The organism is Haloplanus aerogenes (assembly GCF_003856835.1).
In the GTDB taxonomy this organism is placed as follows: domain Archaea; phylum Halobacteriota; class Halobacteria; order Halobacteriales; family Haloferacaceae; genus Haloplanus; species Haloplanus aerogenes.
Genome location: NZ_CP034145.1, coordinates 214,952 through 237,102, shown reverse-complemented (window position 1 = coordinate 237,102; position 22,151 = coordinate 214,952). Strand labels below are relative to the sequence as shown.

The following is a 22,151-nucleotide window of genomic DNA, read 5'->3' as shown; positions in this document are numbered from 1 at the left end:
TGCCGGTCCCATCCTAACGCCGGTCGATGCCCCAGCAGCCACGGTCACGCGCACGGCCGCCCGGTCCCCGCGGCGAACCCGTCTTCGGGAACAGCAGACAGTACGCACGCGATCCGTTCGACTTCCTGAGTGCGTGTGAGTCGGCGTACGGCGACGTGGTTCGGGTCGACCTCGGACCACTGGAAACGTACATCCTCACCAACCCCACGGACATCGAACGGGTGCTCGTCGGCGACCACGGGAAGTACCGCAAACCGGCGTTTCAGGACGACGCGCTCGGCCAGCTCCTCGGTGACGGTCTCCTCCTGAGCGAGGGGGATCGGTGGCGCCGCCAGCGCGACCTCGCCAATCCCGCGTTCAACATGTCGCGGATCGCGGGGATCGCCGACACGATGACGCGGCACGCCGAGGCCGCGGTCGCGGAGTGGTCGACAGGTGACGACCTGAACGTCGAACTCGAGATGGCGCGGCTGACGGTGCGGATCATCGCGGACGCCATGCTCGGCATCGACCTCTCCGAGGAGCGGGTGCGGACGATTCAGGAGACCCTCGAACCCCTCGGGGCTCGCTTCGAACCCGACCCGTTCCGCTTCGTCACGCCCAACTGGGTGCCGACCCGGGAGAACCGAGCGTTCGAGGCGGCGCTGGAGGAGTTGGAGGACGTGGTGATGGAGATCGTCGCGGAGCGCCGCGGCACCGAGGGGGACGCGGACGACGACGATCCGCCGATGGACCTGCTGTCGATCCTGCTCCGAGCGCAACGGCGGGGCGAGCAGACGGACGAACAGCTCCGCGACGAGGTGATGACGATGCTGTTGGCGGGCCACGACACGACGGCGCTGACGCTTACCTACGCCTGCTACCTGCTCGCGGAGCATCCGGTGGCCGAGGGGCGCGTCCACGCCGAACTCGATTCGGTCCTCGACGGGTCACCGACGTTCGCGGACGCGCGGGAGCTGACGTATCTGGATCGGGTGTTACAGGAGACGATGCGGCTGTATCCGCCGGTGTACGCCATGTTTCGGGAGCCAGTCGTGGACGTGAAACTGGGGGGATACCGGATTCCCGAAGGGGCGGCCGTCATGCTCCCGCAGTGGGCCGTCCACCGGTCGTCGCGGTGGTGGGACGACCCCGACCGGTTCGATCCGGATCGGTGGACGCGCGACCGGAGCGCCGAGCGTCCCCGGTTCGCACACTTCCCGTTCGGCGGCGGGCCACGCCACTGCATCGGCAAGCAGTTCTCGCTGCTGGAGGCGAAACTCATCCTCGCCGTGATCGGCCGCGAGTATCGGCTGCAATACACGGGAACGGACGATTTCGACCTCCGGGGGTCGCTGACGATGCACCCACAGGACGGGATGCCGATGCGGGTCGAGACCCGTTAGCGCGGCAGCGACACTCGCCACGCCGTCTCGCGGCGAGCGCGACTCCAGAGGTGGAGTTCGGAGACGGTCCACGTGATCGGCTCGATATCGAGCGTGCAGAGGTCGGCGAGGGCGTCCCGTCCATCACCGCGGGCCAGCGTCACGTGCGGGACGTACGCCTCGCCTTCCAGTTCGTCGTGGACGGCGCCGAAGGCGTCGACCAACCGCCGGTGCAGGTCGTGGAGACCCGGGCTCTCGACGGCGAGGTAGACGACCGGGCCGGGGCCGTGGGTGGGTGTCTCGAAGGTGTCGATGCCCGTAATCTGCGCCTCGAAAGCGGGCGTCGGCGAGAGCGTGACCCGGAGGCGTTCGCGCAGGTGGTCGTAGTCGCCCTCGTCGGCCTCGAACCGCTTGCAGACGAGGGTGTGGCGGTCGCGAACCCGGTCGAATGGGGTGAGTCGCGGGTGGAGGTCGGCCGCGAGGCGTTCGACGGCGCCCGGGACGGGGACGTTGAGACTGTACACGGCGGACGGTGACGGGGCGGAGAAAAGAGCGTACCGGAGCCGTCAGATCCGGTCGAGCAACCAGAGGACGATCAGGACAACGATGAGTAGCCCGATCAGCGTCGGGAAGAGGTTGAGCAGGCCGACGAAGAGGTCGAACACCTCACCGACGATTTCGAGCGCGAGCCAGACGACGACGAGAATGAGCACCAGTTTCAGCAGATCATCCACGTCGACGGCGGCGCGAGACATGAGAGTCGGTGGGGACGGAACGCGCAAAAGTGTGATGGCGGGATCAGCGCGGCTTCCAGAGGCGGCCCAGCACGAACAGTGCCAGCAGGGCAGCGAGGAAGCCGAATCCGGGGGCTGAGCCGTCGGTTCCGGGCATCGGCGTCGGCGTCGGCGTCGAGGGTCGGGGCGTCGGTGATGGAGTCGCCGTCGGGGTGCGTGTCGCCGTCGCAGTCGGCGTCGACGTGGCGGTCGCCGTGGGCGTCGTCGTCTCGGCAGTAGGTGCGACGGCGAACTCCGAGAGACCCGGCGACTCGGATCGGTAGGTCACCTGCGTCCGATTCTGCTCCATCACCCGAGTCTGGAGGCGCTGCCACGTCCGGTTAGTCTCCCGGTAGCGATAGAGGCTGACGTTCTCGGCAGTCACGTTTCGCTCGCGCAGTCGCGTGCGGTTGAGCGTGAACGTGAGAGAGGCGTTGGTGACGTTGGCGTTGGGCACCGAGTGGGTCACGTTGAGGTAGCCGAACGGAGGGTCGCCGGGGAAGGGGGTGACACCCTCGCTGGCGCGGGTGGTCGTGCGGACGGCCAACTGGTACTCGGGGTCGCCGGTTGCGATAGTCATCTCGCGGAGCATCAATCCCGTTTCCGGGTTCGCGGCCATCCGCTCGAACTGGATGTGAACGGTCCGGTTCGCCGCGGCGTTGTGGACCATGATCGAGGCGTTACCGGGCTGACGGTGGTCGACCGAGACGTTCGTCCGGGGACCGTCCCCACCGGTCGGGGTGCTTCGCCCGTCACCACCGGATGTCCGTCGACCGTCGTCGGTGGGGGTGCGCTGCCCGTCGCCACCGTCGGGCGTTCGCCGCCCATCGCCGCCGTCACCACCACCCATCGGCGTTCCGTCGCCGCCACCGTGCTGTGCGAGCGGAGCCGAGGGATCGAGAGCGTGTGTCGGCAGGCTACCACTAGCCACCACGAGGATCAGTACGATTACCACCGCGGCTCTAGATGACATCGTATTGTGTGTTTGATATTATTGTATAAAGACTTCAAGGTGTGTAGTGGGGCCTCAATCCTGAACGTGGCGCGTGGTGGTGGTCCCCACGCCGCTACTGAATCTCAAGGCTTTTTACACGGAGTTCGCTACGGACACGCTGACAATGAGTCGTGACGCGGTCGACGGCGTGTCGCTTCCCAGTACGAACACCCTCCTCCTCGCACCCGCGTCGTCGCACCGCCCGGTGTCGACGGTCGCAGGCACCGGCCGCTAAATCACAGACGGACCGATGAGTACATCCTCATACAGCCGTATCCAGAAGTGGTTCCTGAAGTATCAGCACGTATTCGTATTCACCGCCCCAGTGGCGTTCGTCGTCGCCGTGTTCTTCACGGCCCCGACGACGGCGAGCGATCCGGGGGCGAACTACTGGCTCGAGTACTGGTGGCTCTTCCCCGTCTTCCTGCTCGGGGCGACCATCGTGAACACGGTCGGCATCAGCGGGTCCGCGCTCTTCGTGCCCTTCCTGATCTTCATCTTCCCGCTCTTCGCCCACCCGCTCGAACCGGAGACGCTGGTGAAGGTGGGCCTCATCAGCGAGGCCTTTGGCCTCTCCAGTTCCTCGGTCGCCTTCATCCAGTACGGCCTCGTGGACCGCCGACTGGCGCTCACGCTCGTCGGCGGGTCGATCCCATTCGTCGTCGGGGGCGCCCTGCTCTCGTTCGTCATTCCGGAGCCGCTCTTCCACGCGCTACTCGGGATCGCGCTGCTGGCGGCCGCCTACCTCCTGTTCAAGACGAATCTGGATCACAGCGGGAGCGACGACGCGGACGCCGATGCCGATCCGGCCGCCGACGGCGGGACGGCCGCCGACCCGGCAGCGGCCGGTCTCCCCGACGACGACGACAAACTCGGCCCCGCGGGCGTCGAGACGGCCGAGGACGGCACCGTCACGCGCGTCGACCGCGACGGCGACGACTACACCTACACCCGCGGTGGCTACCTGCGCCGCGCGGCTAACTACAGCATCGGCGGCACGTTCCAGGGGCTCGCCGGCTTCGGCATCGGCGAACTCGGCATCATCTCGATGCTCGGGACGAAGGTGCCGGTCCGGGTGGCCATCGGGACGAACCACATCGTCGTCGCGCTGACGGCGATTCTCGCGTCGCTCGTCCACGTCTTCGGCGGTGGCATCGTCGGCGGTCACTCCCTCTCGCTCGCCTCGACGCCGTGGAACATGGTCGTGTTCACCGTCCCGGCGACGGTGACGGGCGGTCAGATCGCCCCCTACGTCTCCAACGCGCTCAGTACCCGCACGATCAAGCGGTTCGTCGCGATGCTGTTCGGCATCATCTCGACGGCGCTGTTCCTGATGGCGGCGGGACTCGGATAACTGCCACAGCGGGAACTGACGGCCGAAGAAGACGGCTGCTCGCTCTTCTCAGCGCTTCGGATCGAGCGCCTCGACCTGCATGTCGATATACTTCCGTGGCCACTCGGCGAGATACGCGGCGAGACGGCCGATGAGGCTGTGCGAGGTCGGGTCTTCGGGAGTCGGTCGGCCCTCTCCACGAAGGGGGGGATCAGTTTCGTGGCTCATCCGTGTCACCTAGTATCATATTACCGTCGCGCCATAAACGTTGGTGATAGTTACCATCGAGAGGCGTACCGGGGCGGCCGACCCCGTCCTGCCGCTCAGAACTCTGAATCGAGTTCGGGCGCGATGCCGTCGTCGGCGTCGTCGAACTCGAACTCCTGTCGCAGGTCACGAATCCGGTCGCGGATGTCGGCCGCGAGTTCGAACTCCAGATTGTCGGCGGCGGCCTGCATCCGTTCTTCCAGCGCCTCGATCCGTTCACGGGCCTCGTCCTCGGTCTCGGGGGTGTCGCCCGTGACGCCCGAGGTGTCCGTCTCGCTCCCCGGCAGGTTCGTCTCACCCACCGCCTTCTCGATGGTCGTCGGTTCGTGGCCGTGTTCCTCGTTGAACTCCTGCTGGATGCGCCGGCGCCGCCGCGTCTCGTCGATAGCCGACTGCATCGAGTCCGTCACGTCGTCGGCGTAGAGCACCACCTCGCCGTTGACGTTGCGCGCCGCCCGGCCCATCGTCTGGACGAGCGTCGTCTCCGACCGGAGGAACCCCTCCTGATCGGCGTCGAGGATGGCGACCAAGGAGACTTCGGGGATGTCCAGCCCCTCCCGGAGGAGGTTGATGCCGACGAGTACGTCGAAGTCACCCAACCGGAGACCGCGGATCAACTCGTGGCGCTCCAGCGTGTCCGTCTCGTCGTGCATATACTCGACGGCGACGCCGGCCTCTGAGAGATATTCGGTCAAATCTTCGGCCATCCGCTTGGTGAGCGTCGTCACGAGGATGCGCTCGTCGCGTTCGATGCGTTCGTCGATGCGGTCCATGAGGTCCTCGACCTGCCCCGTCGCGTCCGCAACCTCGACCGCGGGGTCGACGAGATAGGTGGGCCGAACGATCTGTTCGACCACCTGATCGGAGTGTTCCTGCTCGTAGTCGCCGGGGGTCGCGGAGACGTACAGCATCCGGTTCGTCTTCTCCTCGAACTCCTCGAAGGTGAGCGGGCGGTTGTCGTACGCGGTGGGGAGCCGAAAGCCGTTCTCGACCAGCGAGTCCTTGCGGGACTTGTCGCCCTCGTACTGTCCCTTGATCTGGGGGAGGGTCTGGTGGGACTCGTCGACGACCGTGAGGAAGTCGTCGGGGAAGTAATCGAGCAGGGTGTAGGGCGCCTCGCCGGACTCCCGGTCCGAGAGGTGGACGGAGTAGTTCTCGATGCCCGAGCAGTACCCCGTCTCGCGCAGCATCTCGATGTCGAAGGTGGTGCGCTCCTCGATCCGCTGGGCGGCGACCAGATCCCCCTGTCGCTCGAAGTAGGCCACGCGGTCCTCCATCAGCACCTCTATCTCCTCGATAGCGTTCTCCAGTCGCTCCTCGGGGATGGAGTAGTGTTCTGCCGGGTGGATCAACACGGCGGGTTCCTGACTCTTTACCTCCCCTTCCAGCGGATCGAGTTTGGTCAGACGGTCGATTTCGTCGCCCCAGAACTCCACGCGGACGGCGTAGCGACCGTACATCGGGAACACTTCGACGGTGTCGCCGCGGACGCGGAAGGTGCCCTGCGTGAAGTCCACGTCGTTGCGGTCGTAGTTGAGGTCGACCAGCCGGGCGAGCAGGTCGTCGCGGCCGATCTCCTGACCCCGTTCGAGGCGGAGCGCCATGTCGACGTAGTTGGCGGGGTCACCGAGGCCGTAGATGGCCGAGACGCTGGCGACGACGATCACGTCGTTTCGGGTCAACAGGGAACGGGTCGCGGAGTGGCGCAGGCGGTCGATCTCGTCGTTGATCGAGGCGTCCTTGTCGATGAACGTGTCCGTCTGTTCGACGTACGCCTCGGGCTGGTAGTAGTCGTAGTAAGAGACGAAGTACTCGACCGCGTTGTCGGGGAAGAGGTTTCGAAACTCCTCGTATAGCTGGGCGGCCAGCGTCTTGTTGTGGGCGATGACCAGCGTCGGCTGCTGGAGTTCCTCGATCACCCACGAGACGGTGTTGGTCTTGCCCGAGCCGGTGACGCCGAGGAGCGTCTGCTCGTCCATTCCGGCCTCGTAGCCGGCGACGAGTTCCTCGATTGCGTCGGGCTGATCGCCCGCCGGGTCGAAGGGGGCGTCGACCCGGAACGGCTGGTCGGCGTCGGGGCGGTCCGGCTGGAGCGGGCCCGAGTTGGCGTCACTCACGGTACCGGTACTGGTCGCTCGAAGAACTTGACGGATTCGTTCGGATCACCCCCGCCCACCCGCCAGACGCGTCGCCTCGGGCAGGCGACGGAGCCACTGCATCGACAGCGTGCCGAGGAGCGGACCGACGACGAGGGGTGCGAACGCCCACCGCCAGCCCACGAGGTCGACGACCACGGGTATCAGCTGGATCGAAATCGTGGTGAGGAGGAAGCCGATGGCCGTCTGGAGCGTCAGTGCGGTGCCGACGTACGACTGCTCGGCCAGTTCCGAGACGGCCGCGGAGAACTGCGCGGAGTCCGCGACGATGGCGACCCCCCACACGAGGACGAAGGGAACGAGCAGGAATAGCGAGCGGCCGAAGACGACGCCCGCGGCGAGGCAGGCGAGGCCGCTGACGGCCATGCTCACGCTCGTGACGCGCGTGCGCCCGACCCGGTCGGCGGCCGACCCGGCGACGACGGCGCCGACACCACCCACGGCGATGGTGGCGAAGGCGAGGAGGGAGGCGAGCCCGGTCGACCCCCCGCCGTTCGCGGCCATACTCGCGATCAGATACGCCGGGATCCACGTCCAGACGGCGTAGAGCTCCCACATGTGGCCGAAGTAGCCGCCGTTGGCGAGCATGGTCCCGCGGTCACGGAGGATGCGGCCGATAGCACCGGGGTCGAACGGCGCCGCGGGCGCCTGGTGCGGTCCGGGTTCGACGAGGAGAGCGAGGAGGCCGCCGAGAGTGGCGAGGGCGGCGGCGCCGTACAGCACGACCCGTGGCTGGCCGACACCGCCGACCGCGCGGATGAGATGCGGGAGCGCGGAGCCGACGGTGAGCGCCCCGACGAGGACGCCGATGGCGAAGCCGCGGCCCTCCTCGAACCACCCGGCGAGGATCTTCATTCCCGGTGGGTAGACGCCGGCGAGGGCGACGCCGGTGAGAAAGCGGAGCGCGATAGCCGGGAGCGCCGCGGAGACGGCGGCGGCGATGAGCGCGGTAGCGGCCGCGCCGAGGACGGCCGAGCCGGCGAGGAGGTAGCGCGGCCGGAACACGTCCGAGAGGGTGAGTACGGAGGAAAGGAGGGCGCCGGTGACGAAGCCGAGCTGGACGGCGATGGTGAGCCACGCCGTCTCGGCGTCGGTCAGCCCCCACTCGGCGGCGAGTTCGGGCGCAGCGGCGGTCGCACTGAACCACAGCGACATGGCCAGCAGTTCGGCGACGGCCATCACCAGCAGGACGCGGTGTTTCCGAGACGGCATCGTCAGGGACCAACACCGACCGCCGACAAAAGCGTCCCCGTGCCGCGCGATAACGAATCGGTGTGACGCCGGCCGTTGCGGGTGCGTGCGCCGGCGCCGGGATGGCCCGCTCCCAGTCCGTCGACGGCGGCTGTCACCGCAGGAAGTCCGACAGGTGCGTCCGGTAGGCGTCGGGACGATCCGCCATCACCCAGTGGGACGCGCCGTCGAGGCCGACCAGTTCGGCACGCTCGATGTCGTCGCTGAGGCGTTCGGCCCACTGGATAGGCTGGAACTCGTCGTCGGCCCCCCAGAGCAACAGCGTGTCGGCAGTGATGGCCGTCGGATCGATCTCCGTCGTGTGGTTGGTGTTCGTCGAGGCGGCGTTGCGGACGAGGGACGTGACGCCCTCGGCGGAGTTCCACGGCGCCGTCATACCCTCGACGAGCGCCTCGTCGGGATCGTCGCCGACGAGCGTATCGCGGAACAGGTCGTCGAGCATCGTCTGCATCTCCTCGGGGCTGGTGGTCCGGGCCGTCTCGGGGAGGCCGAGATCAGTGACCAATTGGATGGGCCACGAATCGTAGGCCACGGCGTTCGAGAGGACGAGTTCGTCGACGGCGTCCGGGTTGTGGGCCGCGTAGCGGAGGAAGACGCCGCCGCCGAGATCGTGGCCGACGAGCGACGGTGACTGGATGTCGAGCGCCGTGAGGAGGGCGTCGAGCATCCGCTCCTGTGCCCGAATCGAACGATCGAACCCGTCGTGCATGGCCGACGCGCCGTAGCCGACCATGTCGGGGACGATCACCCGTCGGCGGTCGGCTATCGGATCGATCACGTCCCGCCACAGATAGGAGTTCGTCGGGATGCCGTGGAGGAAGACGACGGGGTCGCCCGAGCCGTCGTCGTAGTACGCAACGTCGAGGTCGTGGCCGTCGACAGTGACGGTCGTCGACTCCTGTGCAGCAGTCCATTCGTCGTATCGTGTCACGGTGAGACACCCACGAGAACTGCGACGGAAGCGAGCATAGGTGTTCGTCGTGCGTGTCCTGCCCACACACGAGCGCCGCGGGCGCTACCGAAGGCCCCAGAAGACGACGAGGCCGACCGTCGTCACGACGGCCATGAGCGCCTGCAGGGGCGCCCCGACGCGGACGTAGTCGGTGAACCGGTAGCCGCCGGGGCCGTACACCATGAGGTTGGTCTGGTAGCCGATGGGCGTCATGAAGGCGGTGGAGGCGGCGAACATCACGGCGAGGAGGAAGGTGAGACGGGTGGCGCCGATCCGGGCCGCGGTGTCGACGGCGACGGGGATCATCAACACGACCGTCGCGACCGGCGTGATGACGTTCGCGAGCAGCGAGGTGACGAGGTAGACGAGCGCGAGGACGCCGATCAGCGGGAGGACGGCCGTGCTGGCGACGAGCAGGCTCGCGAGGAGAGCGTCGCCGCCGGTGTTCTGCATCGCCAGCCCGAGCGGAATCACGCCTGCGAGCAGGAAGACGACGTTCCAGCTGACGGCCTCGTAGGCTTCGGAGGGGCGGAGACAGCCCGTCGCGACCATGGCGACGACGCCACCGAGGGCGGCGATGACGATGGGGAGCAAGCCGAGCGCGGCGATGGCGATGACGCCGAGGAGGATGGCGACGGCGACCGGCGTGTGGGCGTCGAGCGGCTCGGCATTGGTCTCCGCCTGCACAGCCTCGTCGAGGTCACCCGGATCCTCGGCCTCGTGGGTGACGAACACTTCGTCTCGGTCCGCGAGGTAGGCGATGGCACCGGCAGTCGTCTGGAGGAGGAGCGTGTCGCCGGCGCGGAGTTCGACCGCGTCGAGGTCGCGTTTCGTCACCTCGTCGCCGCGGCGGACGGCCAGCACCGTCGTGTCGAAGCGCTCGTCGAGCGCCGAGTCGCCGATCCGTTTCCCGACGAATCGGGACTCGCCGGGGATCACCACCTCGACCAGCGTGCCGCGGTGTGGGGTTTCGGAGAGGTCGTCCTCGGTCACCTCGTCGCGGTGGCGGTGGCGGAGGCCGTACTCGCCGGCGACCCGGTTGGCCGTCTGGAGCGACGTGCGGACGGTCAGCAGGTCGCCGTCCTCGAAGCGGCGGTCGGTCGCCGACGCCAGAAACGCCTCCCCGTCGCGTTCGATCTGGAGGATGTCCAGATCGTAGCCGGCCGCCGCGAGTTCCTCGCCGGCTTCGTCGACACGGTAGCCGATCAGCGGCGACGATTCCCGGACGACGAGGCGAACGAGGTGGTTCCCCAGATCGAACGTCTCGGTCAGGTCGGCGGCGGGATCGATGCGAGCGGGTGTGAGCCACCGGCCGACCGTGAGCAGGTACGCGGCACCGACGAGAAAGATCACCACGCCGAGTTTCGTGAACTCGAACATCGAGAGCTGGTGACCGAGCAGCTGGCTGGAGAGGTCGCTGGCGAGGATGTTCGTCGCCGTGCCGACGAGGGTGAGCGTCCCGCCGAGCATCGCCGCGTACGAGAGCGGCAGGAGGAGTTTCGACGGCGAGAGCCCGTACCGCCCCGCGAGATCCGTAATCATCGGGATGAACACCGCGACGATGGGCGTGTTGTTCACGACGCTGGCGGCGAGCCCCGTCGTCCCGACGGTCGCCCCGAGGAGTTTCCGCTCGTTGCCGCCGGTGGCCTCCCCGAGCATCGTACCGAGCCGCTCGACCAGCCCCGTGCGCTGGATGCCCTCGCTCAACATGTACATGGCGACGATGGTGAGCGTTGCAGGACTGGCGAACCCGGAGATGGCCTCCGCCGCGGTGACGCCCGTCCACGGCTCGAAGACGACGAGCGAGACCAGAACGGCGAGCGCGGTCGTGTCGTTGGGGAGGCGTTCGGTGACGAACAGGACGAGGGCGACGAGAACGAGGGCGAACACCAGGACCATCCCGGGCGGTGGCGATGCCATCGGCGAACGTTCGACAGGTAGGGAGTTATAAGTAGAGGCCGGCGGGATTCGCCACGAACCAGCCACCGATCGGGAGCGAGCGTTTAAACGGCTCCCGTGCCAACGGAGTGGCATGGAAGTGCGCGACGCGGTCGAGGCCGACGCCGACGCGCTCTCGGCCATCGCGGACGTGCCGGCGGACGTGATCCGCAACCTGATCCACGACCGGACGGTTCGGGTCGCCCAGCGGGAGGCGACGGCGGCAGGTCCCAACGCCGATACGGCCGAGGAGGAGACGCGGGACGTGGCCGGATTCGTCAGTTTCGACGTGCGAAACGGGACGGTCCACGTCACGCAACTCGCGGGGACGACGGCGGCCTGTGAACGACTGCTCGGCGAACCCGTCCGATTCGCGACGACGGAGGGGATGACCGTCGAACTGCTGGCAATCGAAGACGATGAGGCAGTGCTGGAGGCGGCCGAAGCGGCCGGCTTCAGGCGTGAAGGGACGGGACCGGCGTTCGACGGGAAATCGACCGTCCGCTACCGACTCGACCCGGCGAGCTAGGCGAACTTCCGAACGGTCAGATTCAGCGTGTCGAGGTCGACGATGGGCGCGAAGCCGGCGTCGGGGTCGATGTTGACGCTCTTCTGGAACGCGGTCTGGGCCTGCCAGCACCCGCTGTTGACCGCGAGGACGTTGTGGTACTTCCCGTACCCCAGTTTGTGGACGTGGCCCGTGTGGAACACGTCGGGGACGTTCTCGATGACGAGGTAGTCCCGTTCCTCGGGTGCGAGGCGCATGTGACCGCCGTATTTCGGCGCGACGTGGCGTTTCTTGAGGAGGTGGTACATCGCCCGGTGCGGGTGGTCGTAGCTCGCTGTCTCCTCGGGGAGTTCGGCGATCACCTCGTCGAGCGAGACGCCGTGATACATCAGCACCGAAACGCCCTCGATAGTGACGGTGGAGGGATTGCCCACGATCCGCGGATCGTGGGCGGACATGATCTCCCGGAGCTCCTCGTCGAAGCCCGGTTGGGGCTCCGCGAGCCGGACGGCGTCGTGGTTGCCCGGAATCATCACGATGTCGAGGTCGCCGGGCACTTCCTTGAGGTGTTCCGAGAAGCGGTCGTACTGGTCGTAGATGTCGACGATGTCGAGTTCCTCGTCCTGATCGGGGTAGACGCCGACGCCCTCGACCATGTCGCCGGCGACGAGGAGGTACTCGACGGCCGCGGCCTCCTCGGTGTGGAGCCAGTCGGCGAAGCGGTGCCAGGCGTCGGCCATGAACTCCTGGCTCCCGACGTGCACGTCGGATATCAGGGCGGCCTGTACGTGCCGGTCGGCCGTCGAGGGCTTGTACGTCCGGGGCACGTCCGGGAAGTGGAGCGCGTCGACGAAGACGATGCCCGCGTCGTCCGAGAGCGTGCCCTCCACTGCGACACACTCGTCGAGGAGGAGTTCGTCCACGAGGTCCGCGATGTCGCGGTCCTTCGTGATCAGACAAGGGAAGGTGCCGGTCGTGTCTTCGAGTTCGACGATCCAGTGGCCGTTGGCCGAGGAGCGCACGTCGTTGACGAGGCCGATCATCGCCACATCGCTCCCGCCGGGCATGTCCGCGACGGCCGACGCCGGGCGGTGGTTCACCCGCCCACGGAGTTTGCCGGAGAGCTTCTCGTAACGGTCGCGGAAGACGGAGACGAAGTCGCCGTACTCGCCGGTGCCCGTACTTCGACCGGTGATGTCGCCGGCGATGTCGATAGATCGCTTGACTGCGGCGGTGTCGCTGTCGGCAGTGGCCGTGTCTGCGCTCGTGGTCGACGCCGACTCTGTGCCGGCCATCTCACCCTTCCGAGACCCCTTCGTTTCAACTGGAGCGTCAGCCGCCTGAGTCCCAGACGAGGGGGAGGGAGTTGCAGTCGAAACAGAGGGGTCTTCTGGCGGGGCGTCGGGGGCGGTATCGTCGGGAACCGTGTCGGCGGATGCTGTCGTATCCGTGGCGTCGGTATCGGTCGGCGGAGACGCGGCGGCCGGTGCGTCCGTGGACAGTGCCGAGCGGACGTGCTCCGCGGTGAGTCGAAGCGCGTCGTCGGGCGCCGTCTCGACGGCGGTGTCGAGGGCCGCCGCCGGATCGGTCGCACCCGCGAGGAGGGTCACGGCCTCGCGTTCGGCGTTGTAGCCGCGCCGAGCGAGTTCGCGCGCGATCCGTGCGGGCGTCTCCAGAGGCACAGGGGAGGGACGATTGGTGCGGGCAAAAGCGTGCCGGAACTCCAGAACCTTCAACTCGGCCGGCGGTAAACGGCAACCGATGAGCGCCGACGACGGTCCCCGTCCCTCCGACGACTACCGTCCCAGCGACGGCGAACGCGGGCGGCGCAGTCGAAGCGACGGCGGTGACGGCGAACGCACGGAGTCGATGGGGCCCCTTCGCCGGATCGCGACGGCGAACGACGGACCCCTCCTGATCCTGCGTGAGACGGCGCTGAGTGTCGGCGCCGTCGTCGTCATCGGCCTCCTCCTCTTCGCTATCAGTGGCGTGTGGCCGCCGATGGTCGCCGTCGAGAGCGGGAGCATGGAGCCACACATGCACAAGGGTGATCTCGTCTTCATCACCGACACCGGTCGGTTCGTCCCCGACACCGCCCGCGAGGGGACAGGCGTCGTCACCCAAGACGTTGCCCGGGAGACCGGTTACTGGAAGTTCGGCGCCTACGGTTCGGTGATCGTCTACGACGACCCCGGGGACGCCGGGCCGCCAGTGATCCATCGCGCGCGATTCTGGGTCGACGAGGGGGAAAACTGGTACGACAGGGCCAACCCCGAGTACGTGAGCGCGAGCAGCTGCGCGGAGATGCGCAACTGTCCCGCACCACACGCCGGGTTCGTGACGAAAGGCGACGCCAACGCACAGTACGATCAGGTGAACGGGATCAGCGACCCGGTGAAACCCGAGTGGATCGTCGGCATCGCGCGCGTCAGAATCCCGTATCTCGGCTGGGTCCGACTCGGCGTCTCGGGGGTCGTCCTCGATGCGACGCCCGAGGTGGCGACGGACGTGACGCCGTCCGTGGTCGAAGCGGCGGCGACCCGTCCGTCGCCACCGGGGAAGTCGACGCCGACGCCGACGCCGATGCCGCGAGCCGTCGGCTTGGCTGGATCGTAAGTCGCGTCGATTCCGGGACGTTCTCACGGGCTATCCACGACGACAGCGAGCGCGCCGGCGCCTCCGTTTCCCCATAGAACGTCGCAGTCAGTATTCGAGTCTATTCAAACTGATGATATTAAAACCATATACAGATTGGAACTTACAATGTCTTTATATATTGATCAAGCGATAGAGAACTGTGAGTAAACAATTCATGTCCCAAAACGAGCTCTCGCGGCGAACCGTACTGCGGAGGGGCGCTATCCTCTCGACGTCCCTCGGACTGGCCCTGTTGACTACGACGGGTCGAGCAGTGGCGATGAACAAAGCGGAGCTGATCGAGCAGATGGCGAGTGAAGCCGGAATGAAGGAGTCGGAGATACAGAAGACACTAGACGCGTTCATCAACGCGACGACGAAGGCCCTGAAGAAGGGCGATAGTGCCGTACTGGTCGGATTCGGGTCGTTCAGTATCTCGAAGCGCTCCGCCCGGACGGGGCGGAATCCAGAGTCCGGAAAGGGACCTGCGGACGACTCGCCGGTGACCTTCGACTCGTGCCCGGAGTTCGCGGCCGCCCTCGATCTCAACCCCGGCAAGGGTGACGAAGCCAGCGCCAAGTGCCGGGACGCAGACGTAGTGATCGACGCGGAGTACATCGCGCGTGAGACGGGACGTGACTCGGACAGCAAGGTATCGGAGGCGGACGCGAAGCGGGCGCTCGACGCGTTCATCAACGCGACGACGAAGGCTCTGAAGAAGGGTGATAGGTTGTCATTAGGCGAGAAGTTCGGGGAGTTTACCGTCTCGACGCTGTCCGCACGGGGAGGGCGAAACCGTCAGACTGGAAAGGAAATCCAGATCGCGGCGAAGAACGTAGTCAAGTTCAAGGCGGGTGCCGAGCTTTCCAAGGCCGTCAACTGATACGGATTATTGTAACTGTGTACCGGTGGTTAGCCGGACCGTCTTGGCGAACCACCGGGACTGACTTACAATAAACCGTATGAGACCGTAGCGGCGCGTCCATCGTAATCCCTGCCGGCACCACGAGAGACTTTTTATCAGTTATTTTTCATTACTTTTGTCCGATTCAGTTCATGTAGGCGGACCGAGTCGGCGAGTCGGACCCGAAAGTACGGACCTACTCTCACGGTCAGGGAGTCATCGGTATCGCCACGTCGTTCGTGCGCCGTGAGGAGGGTATAGATCGGCAGTAACAGCATTCTATACGTCGTCGAACTGGCACGCCGGTCCGGGAAGCGGCCACTGACTTTCCGTCCGCAAGACTCGCGCTGTGTCTCTCGCGCAGCGTTGCTGACGCCGACCGGAAACGGCACGCTGTTCTATCAGTTGTCGAAACGCGCCTGCACGAACGGCTGGGCGTTCTCGATGTCGCCGAGACGGGAGTCCGAGAGGAGAACGGCCTCGGTCTCCTCGACGGGAACCGAGAGGCTGATCTCCTTGGTTCGGCCGTACCGACCCTTGCTCACGACGACGGCGTTGACGATGCCGAGCATGTCGAGTTCGGAGATGAGGTCGGTGACGCGGCGTTGCGTGAGTACGTCGGCGTCGATCTCCTCACAGAGACGCTTGTAGATGTTGTACACCTCGCCGGTGTTGATGTTGTGGACGCCGTTCTTCTCGAGGAGGATGATGGCGAAGAGGACGATCTTCGACTGGGTCGGGAGGGTGCGTACCACCTCGACCACGCGGTCGAGTTCGATCTTGTCCTGGGCCTGCCGGACGTGTTCCTCCTCGACGGTGTCGGCCTGGCCGCGTTCGGCGAGTTCGCCGGCGGTTCGGAGGAGATCGAGCGCCCGGCGGGCGTCACCGTGTTCCTGCGCCGCGAAGGCGGCACAGAGCGGGATGACGTCCTCGGTGAGCGCGCCGCTCTTGAACGCCACGTCCGCGCGGTGCTGAAGGATGTCGCGCAACTGGTTGGCGTCGTACGGGGGGAAGACGATTTCCTCCTCACCGAGGCTCGACTTGACGCGAGGGTCGAGGAAGTCGGTGAACTTCAGGTCGTTCGAGATGCCCATGATGGAGATGCGGGAGTTGTCGAGTTCGGAGTTCATCCGCGAGAGGTTGTAGAGGGTGTCGTCGCCGGATTTCTCGACGAGTTTGTCGATTTCGTCGAGCATGATGACGACGACGCGTTCGTGGTAATCGACCGCTTCGAAAAAGGAGCTATACACGCGGTCGGTCGGCCACCCCGTCATAGGGACGGCCTCCATCTCCTCCCGGTCCGCTTCGAGCGTTCCGATCCGCTCCTCGAGGGCGTCGGTGGAGTCGAACGGGCACTGGGAAATCGTCGTCTGTCCGTTCGTGATCGCCGACCGGAGGTCGGTCAAGTCGTCGAGTCGGTCGTCGATAACGGCCTGATTCTTCTCGATGAACTTGTTCGCGAGCTGGGCCAGCACGCGATACTGCGTGTCGGTTACCTCGCAGTTGATGTACTCGACCTCGCAGGGGACGTCGTACTTCTGGGAGGTCGACTCGAGTTCCTTGCTGACGAACTTCGCGCTCGCCGTCTTGCCGGTCCCCGTCTTCCCGTAGATGAGGATGTTCGAGGGAGTGTCGCCCCGAAGGGCGGAGACGAGAATCGTCGCCATCTGGTTGATCTGTTCGTTGCGGTGCGGGAGTTCGTGTGGCGTGTAGGACGGGCGGAGAACCTCCTTGTTCTCGAAGATCGGTTCGCCGGAGAGAAGATCGTCGAACAGTCCCTGACTGTCGTCCTCGTCGTCGAGGACGTCGTCGATGTCGACGTCGCGGGAGATGTCGGCCGTTCGGTCACGTGCGGGGGCGCGGAAATCCCTATCCTCGGGACCCTCGGCGTGATCGTCGGGCGGTGTGTCGTTCGAATCCATTCGTTGAGACCCCCTCGTTTCGAGTGGAAGACGCGCGACGTACCCCGGAAATTCGATTGTCCCCACCCTCGTGCCGGTTCAGCGCGTCGAGATGATCCAGAGGAAACAGAGGATGGGGTGATAGAAAAACCTTCCCCTCGGGACGCAACGGATGGCTCGATCCGGGCCATTCGGACGGAGGGAATCGGCTCGCCGTCGAACCCTCGAAGACGAACCGAACGAGCGAGTCGCCGGACACTCGACAGGTCGGTCTCCACCCCGACGGACCGCCACGACGACCGAACCCCCCCACCCCTTCGTTTCGGGTGGAACGGGGAAAAGAGGGGGGAGGGGGGAGCGGTGCCGCTCCCTGTTCTAGTGAGGGAAATCTATAAGACAATACAATCACAACTTTGTCCGTACTGCAGTAGAATATATTATTTCACTAGGAGTAGTTAGGATAACTAGCCTCGATACCGACGCCGCCACCTCGTTCACACCACCCTCCCACCGTGTTCCACTCGAAACGAAGGGGTGGGGGGCACCCGAGGGCGGTGGACAGGCAGGTCGGTCCCCGTGAGTTGGCAGTTCCCATGAGTTGGCAGTTCCCATGAGTTGGCAGTTCCCATGAGTTGGCAGTTCCCATGAGTTGGCAGTCCCCGTGAGTTGGCTCTGTCGCCACCGTGTTCGCAGTGGCTATCTCCACATCGACTCCCGTCTCACCGGAACGCCCTATCTCCGCCCACCGGTCGCTTGCAGTACGCCGCTCACGGCCTCTCGACCCGCCCCCGGCCGCCGCGGACCTCGACAACTACTGACAGGTCCCTTATGGTTGTCTGACGCACACTTAAGTGAACGGCGTGACCTTCATCCCGCATACGCCCCTCTCGCGGCGATAGACGGGAGGTGCGGGAGGATAGGATGGGACTGCTCACAGGACTCAGAGACAGCATCGCACGAGTTACAGAACGACTGTTCTCGGCCAGCGATCCCAAGCGCATCGGGATCTATGGCCCGCCGAACGCCGGGAAGACGACGCTCGCGAACCGCATCGCGCGCGACTGGACGGGTGACGCCATCGGCCCGGAGAGCCACGTCCCCCACGAGACCCGGCGCGCCCGGCGCAAGGAGAACGTCGAAATCGAACGCAACGGTCGCACCGTCACCATCGACATCGTCGACACGCCGGGTGTCACGACGAAAGTCGACTACAAGGAGTTCCTCGAACACGACATCGACGAGGAGGACGCCGTCCGCCGCTCCCGCGAGGCGACGGAAGGTGTCGCTGAGGCGATGCACTGGCTTCGCGAGGACGTCGACGGCGTCATCTACGTCCTCGACAGCACCGAGGATCCGTTCACGCAGGTGAACACGATGCTCATCGGGATCATCGAGAGCCAGGACCTCCCGGTGCTCATCCTCGCGAACAAGACGGACCTCGAGGACTCGAACGTCAAGCGCATCGAGAACGCCTTCCCCCAGCACACGACGATCCCGCTGTCGGCGCTCGAAGGCGACAACATGGACGAAGTGTACGACAAGATCGCGGAGTACTTCGGGTGATGGAGATGCCTGAAGCCACCCCGACCGATCCCGACGGCGACGGCGTCCAGATCGATCTCATCAGCGGCGCCCGGATGGAGGACCTCGCGAGCATGGAGAAGATCCGGCTCATCCTCGACGGCGTTCGCGACGGCAACATCGTCATTCTGGAGGAGGGACTCTCGCCCGACGAGGAGTCGAAACTCATCGAGGTGACGATGACCGAGATCAGCCCCGACGAGTTCAACGGGATCGAGATCGAAACCTACCCCCGCTCGGAGACGGCCGACCGGAGTTTCCTCGACCGCCTGATGGGGCGGGAGTCGACGAAGAAACTCACCGTTATCGGCCCGGCCAACCAGATCCAGACGCTCCACAAGGACGAAAACCTCATCAGCGCGCTCGTCTCGCGCAAGTAGCCATGCCCCACCAGTGCACGAACTGCGAGCGGGTGTTCCCCGACGGCTCCAAGGAGATGCTCTCGGGCTGTCCGGACTGTGGCGGGAACAAGTTCCAGTTCAAGCCCGACTCCGCGACGCCGACGCCGACACTCGGTGACGACGACGCGTCGTCCGACACTTCCGCCGACACCGCACCTGCCGAGGACACGCCGTCGTCACCCGATCCGTCCCCATCACCGTCGTCGGACCGCTCTCCCGACGCGTCCACGGGCGGTTCCCCGTCCGTATCCGCGCCCACCACCACGGACACTGACGCCGACTACATCGAGGCGGAGTCGGACCCGAGCGTCCTCGACGAGTCGGAGGACACGGCACAGGCGGACGCCCGCCGCGACGTGGTCACCCGCGACGAACTCGACGAGGTGGCCTCGCCTCCGCCATCCGCCGACGACGCCGCCCGAACGATTCCGCCCGACTCCTCGACGGCGGACGATCAGCCGGATATCGAGGACCTCCGTGCGGAACTCAACGATCAGTTCGAGAGTATCAAAATCGTCGAGCCCGGTCAGTACGAACTCAACTTGATGGAGCTGTACGACCGGCAGGAGTGTATCATCTCCCTGCAAGAGGACGGCCACTACGTCATCGAAGTCGTCGACACGTGGCGCGACGGCGACTCGTAAGCGTCGGCGACTCGTAAACGTTGACGACTCGTAAACGTTGACGACTCGTAAGCGTCGGCGCGTCCGATCCACGTTCGATCCGTCGCACGCCGCCGTTTCACCTCCACGCCCATCCGCACCTACTCACCCACACCCGCCGTCGCGGCTCGCCTTCGGTCGATACTATTTTACTTCCCACCGGTCACTGTTCGTCGTGTTCGATATCGGGGACGCCACGCCGGAGCGTCCCAGACCCGAGATTCACACCCCTTCGTTTCTTCTGTAATTCAGACCTCAACCCGCGATAGCGTACATGTGACGCCATTTTTCGCTGGAAAAGAAACAGTGGTTCGGATTCGGTGTCCGCGATCACGGCGTGTCGGCCTTCCCCACCCAACGAGACTGGCGGATCGAATCGTCGCGTCCGGTCGCCGAGATTGAAATGTTTATGCGGCGCCGCGCCGAGCGTTCGGGTATGAGTCAGGCGACCAAAATCGTGGTCGGGACGGTTGGCATCTCGGGAATCCTCGCGGCCGCCCTCGTGGTCGGAATCCTCCTCGGCTGATGTTCGAGCGCCGGTCGCTTTCCGGGGAGTTGGCCGCTGTCAGGGCCGAACACGCGCCGGAGTCGATAGTGCTCGACGTGGACAGTGACTTCGAGACGCTTCCCCCCGCGACCGCGGAAGAACTCGGCCTCCTGGTCGATTCCTTCGATCCGGCGACGTACCCCGACGACTGGGTGCCCGACGACGCACCGGAACCCCTCCGTCGATACGTCGGATCGGCGTTCACCATCGGCCTGCCGGGCGACGGGACGGTCACGTGGACCCGCCAGACCGACCCGCCGGTCGTCTTCTGCAAGGCCCGGGCGAAGGGTACGCCCGACGCTTTCCTCGACTTCCTGATCGCCGAGGCGCTGGTACAGGTCGGCCTCGACGTGCCCGAATCGTTCCTCCCCTTCTTCGGTGATAGCTATCCCGACCTCGACGCTGCAGTTCCGCTCGATCCGGCCGCGACCTACCAGATGGCCGCCGCGCTGTACGACGGGTGGCTCGGCCTCCAGACCCGCCCTATCTTCGAGGACTGGGCGGACGACCACCCACATCTCTACGACGCGTGGGTCGACGCCGGCGACCGACTCCGTGACCGGGTCGACGGTCTCCCCGGCGCTGTGGCCCGCGGCGAGACGGACTTCTCCGATGCGACCGAACTCGCCTGCGCCGCGATCAAACACGGCCTCGATCTCCCGGCGCCCTTCGCGGCACTCGACACGACGGCCTACGTGGACTACGGGTCAGACTACGCCGTGCAGTGGGCCGGGAAGACGTTCGAGTCGCTCGGCGACGCGTAAGTTACTCCGACGCGTCAGCGAACTCGGCGGATACGTCTCCGTCGACGCCGAGATCGAGGACGCCGTCGAACAGGTCCCGGAAGCGATTCAGCGTCGCCTCGTCGTGGACCTCCTTCGAGAGGTGGAACAGCCCCACCGCATCGTACTCGGCCAGCAGATCGAGCAGTCGTTTCGTCGCCTCGTACACCCGTTCCTCGTCGGCGTAGTACGCCATCTCGGTGAGCGAGTCGACGCTCACGCGCCGTTTCCCGCCGTGGGAGTCGAGGAACGCTTCGGTCTTGGAGACGATCCCGTCCAGATCGTCGGGCGAAGCGACGTAGTGGACGCGATCCGAGGGGCGTCGTGAGTAGCCCCGCTCGACCGAGAGCGTGTCGAGGATGTCCGCTCGCGATTCGTCAACGTCGTAGTGTTCGAGTTTCTGTTCGACCTCGCGGGCAGTCGTTCGGGTCGAGATGACGAGGAAGTTGTCGGTGTCGGTCTTCAGAAAGTCGGTGTCGATACGGTCAGTCTCGCCGATGCTCGGATGGAGGAGAAGGACCCCCGTCCCGCCGGGGATCGTCGCCGGCGCGCCATCGATGGCGAGCGTGTAATCCATATCCGTCTCTGCGACCGGACGGACTTAAGACTGCGGGTGAGGGCCGTTCGGCGGCCGGCGTCAGAACAGCGAGTCGGCCGTCGCGGCGCCGATGACACTGAATACCGCCCCGACGCTCACCGCCTTGATCGTCACTTCGATGGTTCGGATGGTGACGTGGATGCCGGCGACGCCCACCGTCCGCCCGCCGTTCGTGTCCGCGAGGAAGGTCCCGGGCGCCCCGAACGCGAGGGCGAGGACGAGGACCGAGCAGTACGACACGAGGATGAGCGAGACGAATCGGAGCGGGACACCCCCGACGTCCGTCTCCGTCTCGGGGTCGCGGTCGTCGGCCTTGTAGAGGGCGCCGTAGCCGATGCCGAACACGATGGCGACGGTCATCAGCGTCTGTATCCACGTCATATCCGCGGCCAGCGTCCACACTTCTTCCGTGACGACGAACGGCCCGGCGAGGAGGAAGCCACCGACGACTTGCTGGGCGGTGTCCGCCAACTTGAAGCGTCGCCGTGGCCCGACCATGGACCACCCATCGGAGCCGTCGGGGTAAAGGCGTGGTGTTCGACACGGTCCCTCCCCTACCCTTGGTCCCGTCCCACACACACACGCAACCCCTCCGTTTCGTC

22 protein-coding genes are annotated in these 22,151 nt (G+C 65.8%); 10 read left to right on the top strand and 12 right to left on the bottom strand.

From position 1 onward, the window contains the following. The first annotated feature begins 26 nt into the window (after window positions 1-26). Window positions 27-1,385, top strand: a complete 1,359-nt coding sequence (locus DU502_RS01210) for a cytochrome P450 (RefSeq protein ID WP_121921088.1) — start codon at window positions 27-29, stop codon at window positions 1,383-1,385. On the opposite strand, the gene DU502_RS01205 is transcribed toward DU502_RS01210, so the two are convergent. The 3 genes from DU502_RS01205 to DU502_RS01195 are packed head-to-tail and all read right to left on the bottom strand — an operon-like array spanning window position 1,382 to window position 3,110. Then, window positions 1,382-1,888, bottom strand: a complete 507-nt coding sequence (locus DU502_RS01205; RefSeq protein WP_121921089.1) for a 2'-5' RNA ligase family protein — start codon at window positions 1,886-1,888, stop codon at window positions 1,382-1,384. The two genes, DU502_RS01210 and DU502_RS01205, sit on opposite strands and share 4 nt — an antisense overlap. A gap of 42 nt (window positions 1,889-1,930) precedes the next feature. Then, complete coding sequence (locus DU502_RS01200; protein ID WP_121921090.1) at window positions 1,931-2,119, bottom strand: DUF7554 family protein; 189 nt, start codon at window positions 2,117-2,119, stop codon at window positions 1,931-1,933. A gap of 43 nt (window positions 2,120-2,162) precedes the next feature. Further along, the gene (locus tag DU502_RS01195) at window positions 2,163-3,110 is read right to left on the bottom strand and encodes a PGF-pre-PGF domain-containing protein (protein ID WP_121921091.1); all 948 of its coding nucleotides are present in this window, start codon (window positions 3,108-3,110) and stop codon (window positions 2,163-2,165) included. A gap of 271 nt (window positions 3,111-3,381) precedes the next feature. Between DU502_RS01195 and DU502_RS01190 the strand changes: the two genes are divergently transcribed. Next, window positions 3,382-4,485 (top strand): sulfite exporter TauE/SafE family protein, encoded by a 1,104-nt coding sequence (locus DU502_RS01190; RefSeq protein WP_121921092.1) that lies wholly within the window; start codon window positions 3,382-3,384, stop codon window positions 4,483-4,485. Between the two features lie 48 nt (window positions 4,486-4,533). Here DU502_RS01190 and DU502_RS18025 read toward each other — a convergent pair whose 3' ends face one another. The 5 genes from DU502_RS18025 to DU502_RS01170 all read right to left on the bottom strand — a co-directional run bounded on the left by DU502_RS18025 (window position 4,534) and on the right by DU502_RS01170 (window position 11,010). Next, the gene (locus DU502_RS18025; RefSeq protein WP_158601178.1) at window positions 4,534-4,701 is read right to left on the bottom strand and encodes a hypothetical protein; all 168 of its coding nucleotides are present in this window, start codon (window positions 4,699-4,701) and stop codon (window positions 4,534-4,536) included. 86 nt (window positions 4,702-4,787) lie between these two features. Then, window positions 4,788-6,848 (bottom strand): excinuclease ABC subunit UvrB, encoded by a 2,061-nt coding sequence (gene uvrB / locus DU502_RS01185; protein ID WP_124896988.1) that lies wholly within the window; start codon window positions 6,846-6,848, stop codon window positions 4,788-4,790. A 45-nt stretch (window positions 6,849-6,893) separates the two neighbouring features. Further along, on the bottom strand, window positions 6,894-8,099 hold the full coding sequence (locus DU502_RS01180; protein WP_121921094.1) for an MFS transporter: 1,206 nt from the start codon (window positions 8,097-8,099) through the stop codon (window positions 6,894-6,896). Between the two features lie 133 nt (window positions 8,100-8,232). After that, window positions 8,233-9,069, bottom strand: coding sequence for an alpha/beta fold hydrolase (locus DU502_RS01175; protein ID WP_121921095.1), 837 nt, complete (start codon window positions 9,067-9,069; stop codon window positions 8,233-8,235). Between the two features lie 84 nt (window positions 9,070-9,153). Next, window positions 9,154-11,010 carry an SLC13 family permease gene (locus DU502_RS01170; RefSeq protein ID WP_121921096.1) on the bottom strand — a complete coding sequence of 619 codons (1,857 nt, stop codon included), beginning with the start codon at window positions 11,008-11,010 and terminating at the stop codon, window positions 9,154-9,156. A 112-nt stretch (window positions 11,011-11,122) separates the two neighbouring features. On the opposite strand from DU502_RS01170, the gene DU502_RS01165 reads away from it, so the two are divergent. After that, on the top strand, window positions 11,123-11,557 hold the full coding sequence (locus tag DU502_RS01165; protein ID WP_121921097.1) for a hypothetical protein: 435 nt from the start codon (window positions 11,123-11,125) through the stop codon (window positions 11,555-11,557). On the opposite strand, the gene DU502_RS01160 is transcribed toward DU502_RS01165, so the two are convergent. Further along, window positions 11,554-13,218: a DNA-directed DNA polymerase II small subunit gene (locus tag DU502_RS01160; protein WP_121921098.1), complete on the bottom strand. Its 1,665-nt coding sequence runs from the start codon at window positions 13,216-13,218 to the stop codon at window positions 11,554-11,556. The genes DU502_RS01165 and DU502_RS01160 overlap by 4 nt on opposite strands. A 79-nt stretch (window positions 13,219-13,297) precedes the next feature. Here DU502_RS01160 and DU502_RS01155 point away from each other — a divergent pair, with 79 nt between their 5' ends. After that, window positions 13,298-14,152, top strand: coding sequence for a S26 family signal peptidase (locus tag DU502_RS01155; RefSeq protein WP_121921099.1), 855 nt, complete (start codon window positions 13,298-13,300; stop codon window positions 14,150-14,152). Between the two features lie 301 nt (window positions 14,153-14,453). Next, window positions 14,454-15,056 (top strand): HU family DNA-binding protein, encoded by a 603-nt coding sequence (locus tag DU502_RS19005; RefSeq protein WP_121921440.1) that lies wholly within the window; start codon window positions 14,454-14,456, stop codon window positions 15,054-15,056. Between the two features lie 422 nt (window positions 15,057-15,478). Here the strand turns inward: DU502_RS19005 and DU502_RS01145 are convergent, their stop codons facing one another. Continuing rightward, the gene (locus DU502_RS01145; protein WP_241966819.1) at window positions 15,479-16,999 is read right to left on the bottom strand and encodes a Cdc6/Cdc18 family protein; all 1,521 of its coding nucleotides are present in this window, start codon (window positions 16,997-16,999) and stop codon (window positions 15,479-15,481) included. A gap of 900 nt (window positions 17,000-17,899) precedes the next feature. Here DU502_RS01145 and DU502_RS01140 point away from each other — a divergent pair. The 5 genes from DU502_RS01140 to DU502_RS01125 all read left to right on the top strand — a co-directional run bounded on the left by DU502_RS01140 (window position 17,900) and on the right by DU502_RS01125 (window position 20,933). Beyond that, a complete protein-coding gene (locus DU502_RS01140) occupies window positions 17,900-18,541 on the top strand; it encodes an Era-like GTP-binding protein (protein ID WP_121921100.1) in 642 nt (213 codons plus the stop codon). A gap of 5 nt (window positions 18,542-18,546) precedes the next feature. Further along, complete coding sequence (locus DU502_RS01135; RefSeq protein ID WP_121921442.1) at window positions 18,547-18,939, top strand: DUF2073 domain-containing protein; 393 nt, start codon at window positions 18,547-18,549, stop codon at window positions 18,937-18,939. 2 nt (window positions 18,940-18,941) lie between these two features. Continuing rightward, on the top strand, window positions 18,942-19,604 hold the full coding sequence (locus DU502_RS01130) for an OapC/ArvC family zinc-ribbon domain-containing protein (RefSeq protein ID WP_121921101.1): 663 nt from the start codon (window positions 18,942-18,944) through the stop codon (window positions 19,602-19,604). A 454-nt stretch (window positions 19,605-20,058) separates the two neighbouring features. Further along, complete coding sequence (locus DU502_RS19165) at window positions 20,059-20,148, top strand: hypothetical protein (protein WP_449271746.1); 90 nt, start codon at window positions 20,059-20,061, stop codon at window positions 20,146-20,148. Continuing rightward, the gene (locus DU502_RS01125) at window positions 20,148-20,933 is read left to right on the top strand and encodes a DUF7089 family protein (RefSeq protein ID WP_121921102.1); all 786 of its coding nucleotides are present in this window, start codon (window positions 20,148-20,150) and stop codon (window positions 20,931-20,933) included. Before DU502_RS19165 ends, DU502_RS01125 begins: the two co-directional genes overlap by 1 nt. Window position 20,934: 1 nt before the next feature. Here DU502_RS01125 and DU502_RS01120 read toward each other — a convergent pair whose 3' ends face one another. Both DU502_RS01120 and DU502_RS01115 read right to left on the bottom strand, forming a co-directional pair. Beyond that, entirely contained in the window at window positions 20,935-21,528 is a 594-nt protein-coding gene (locus tag DU502_RS01120) for a DUF7090 family protein (protein ID WP_121921103.1), read from the bottom strand. 60 nt (window positions 21,529-21,588) lie between these two features. After that, window positions 21,589-22,047: a DUF2391 family protein gene (locus DU502_RS01115; protein WP_121921104.1), complete on the bottom strand. Its 459-nt coding sequence runs from the start codon at window positions 22,045-22,047 to the stop codon at window positions 21,589-21,591. Window positions 22,048-22,151 lie beyond the last annotated feature (104 nt).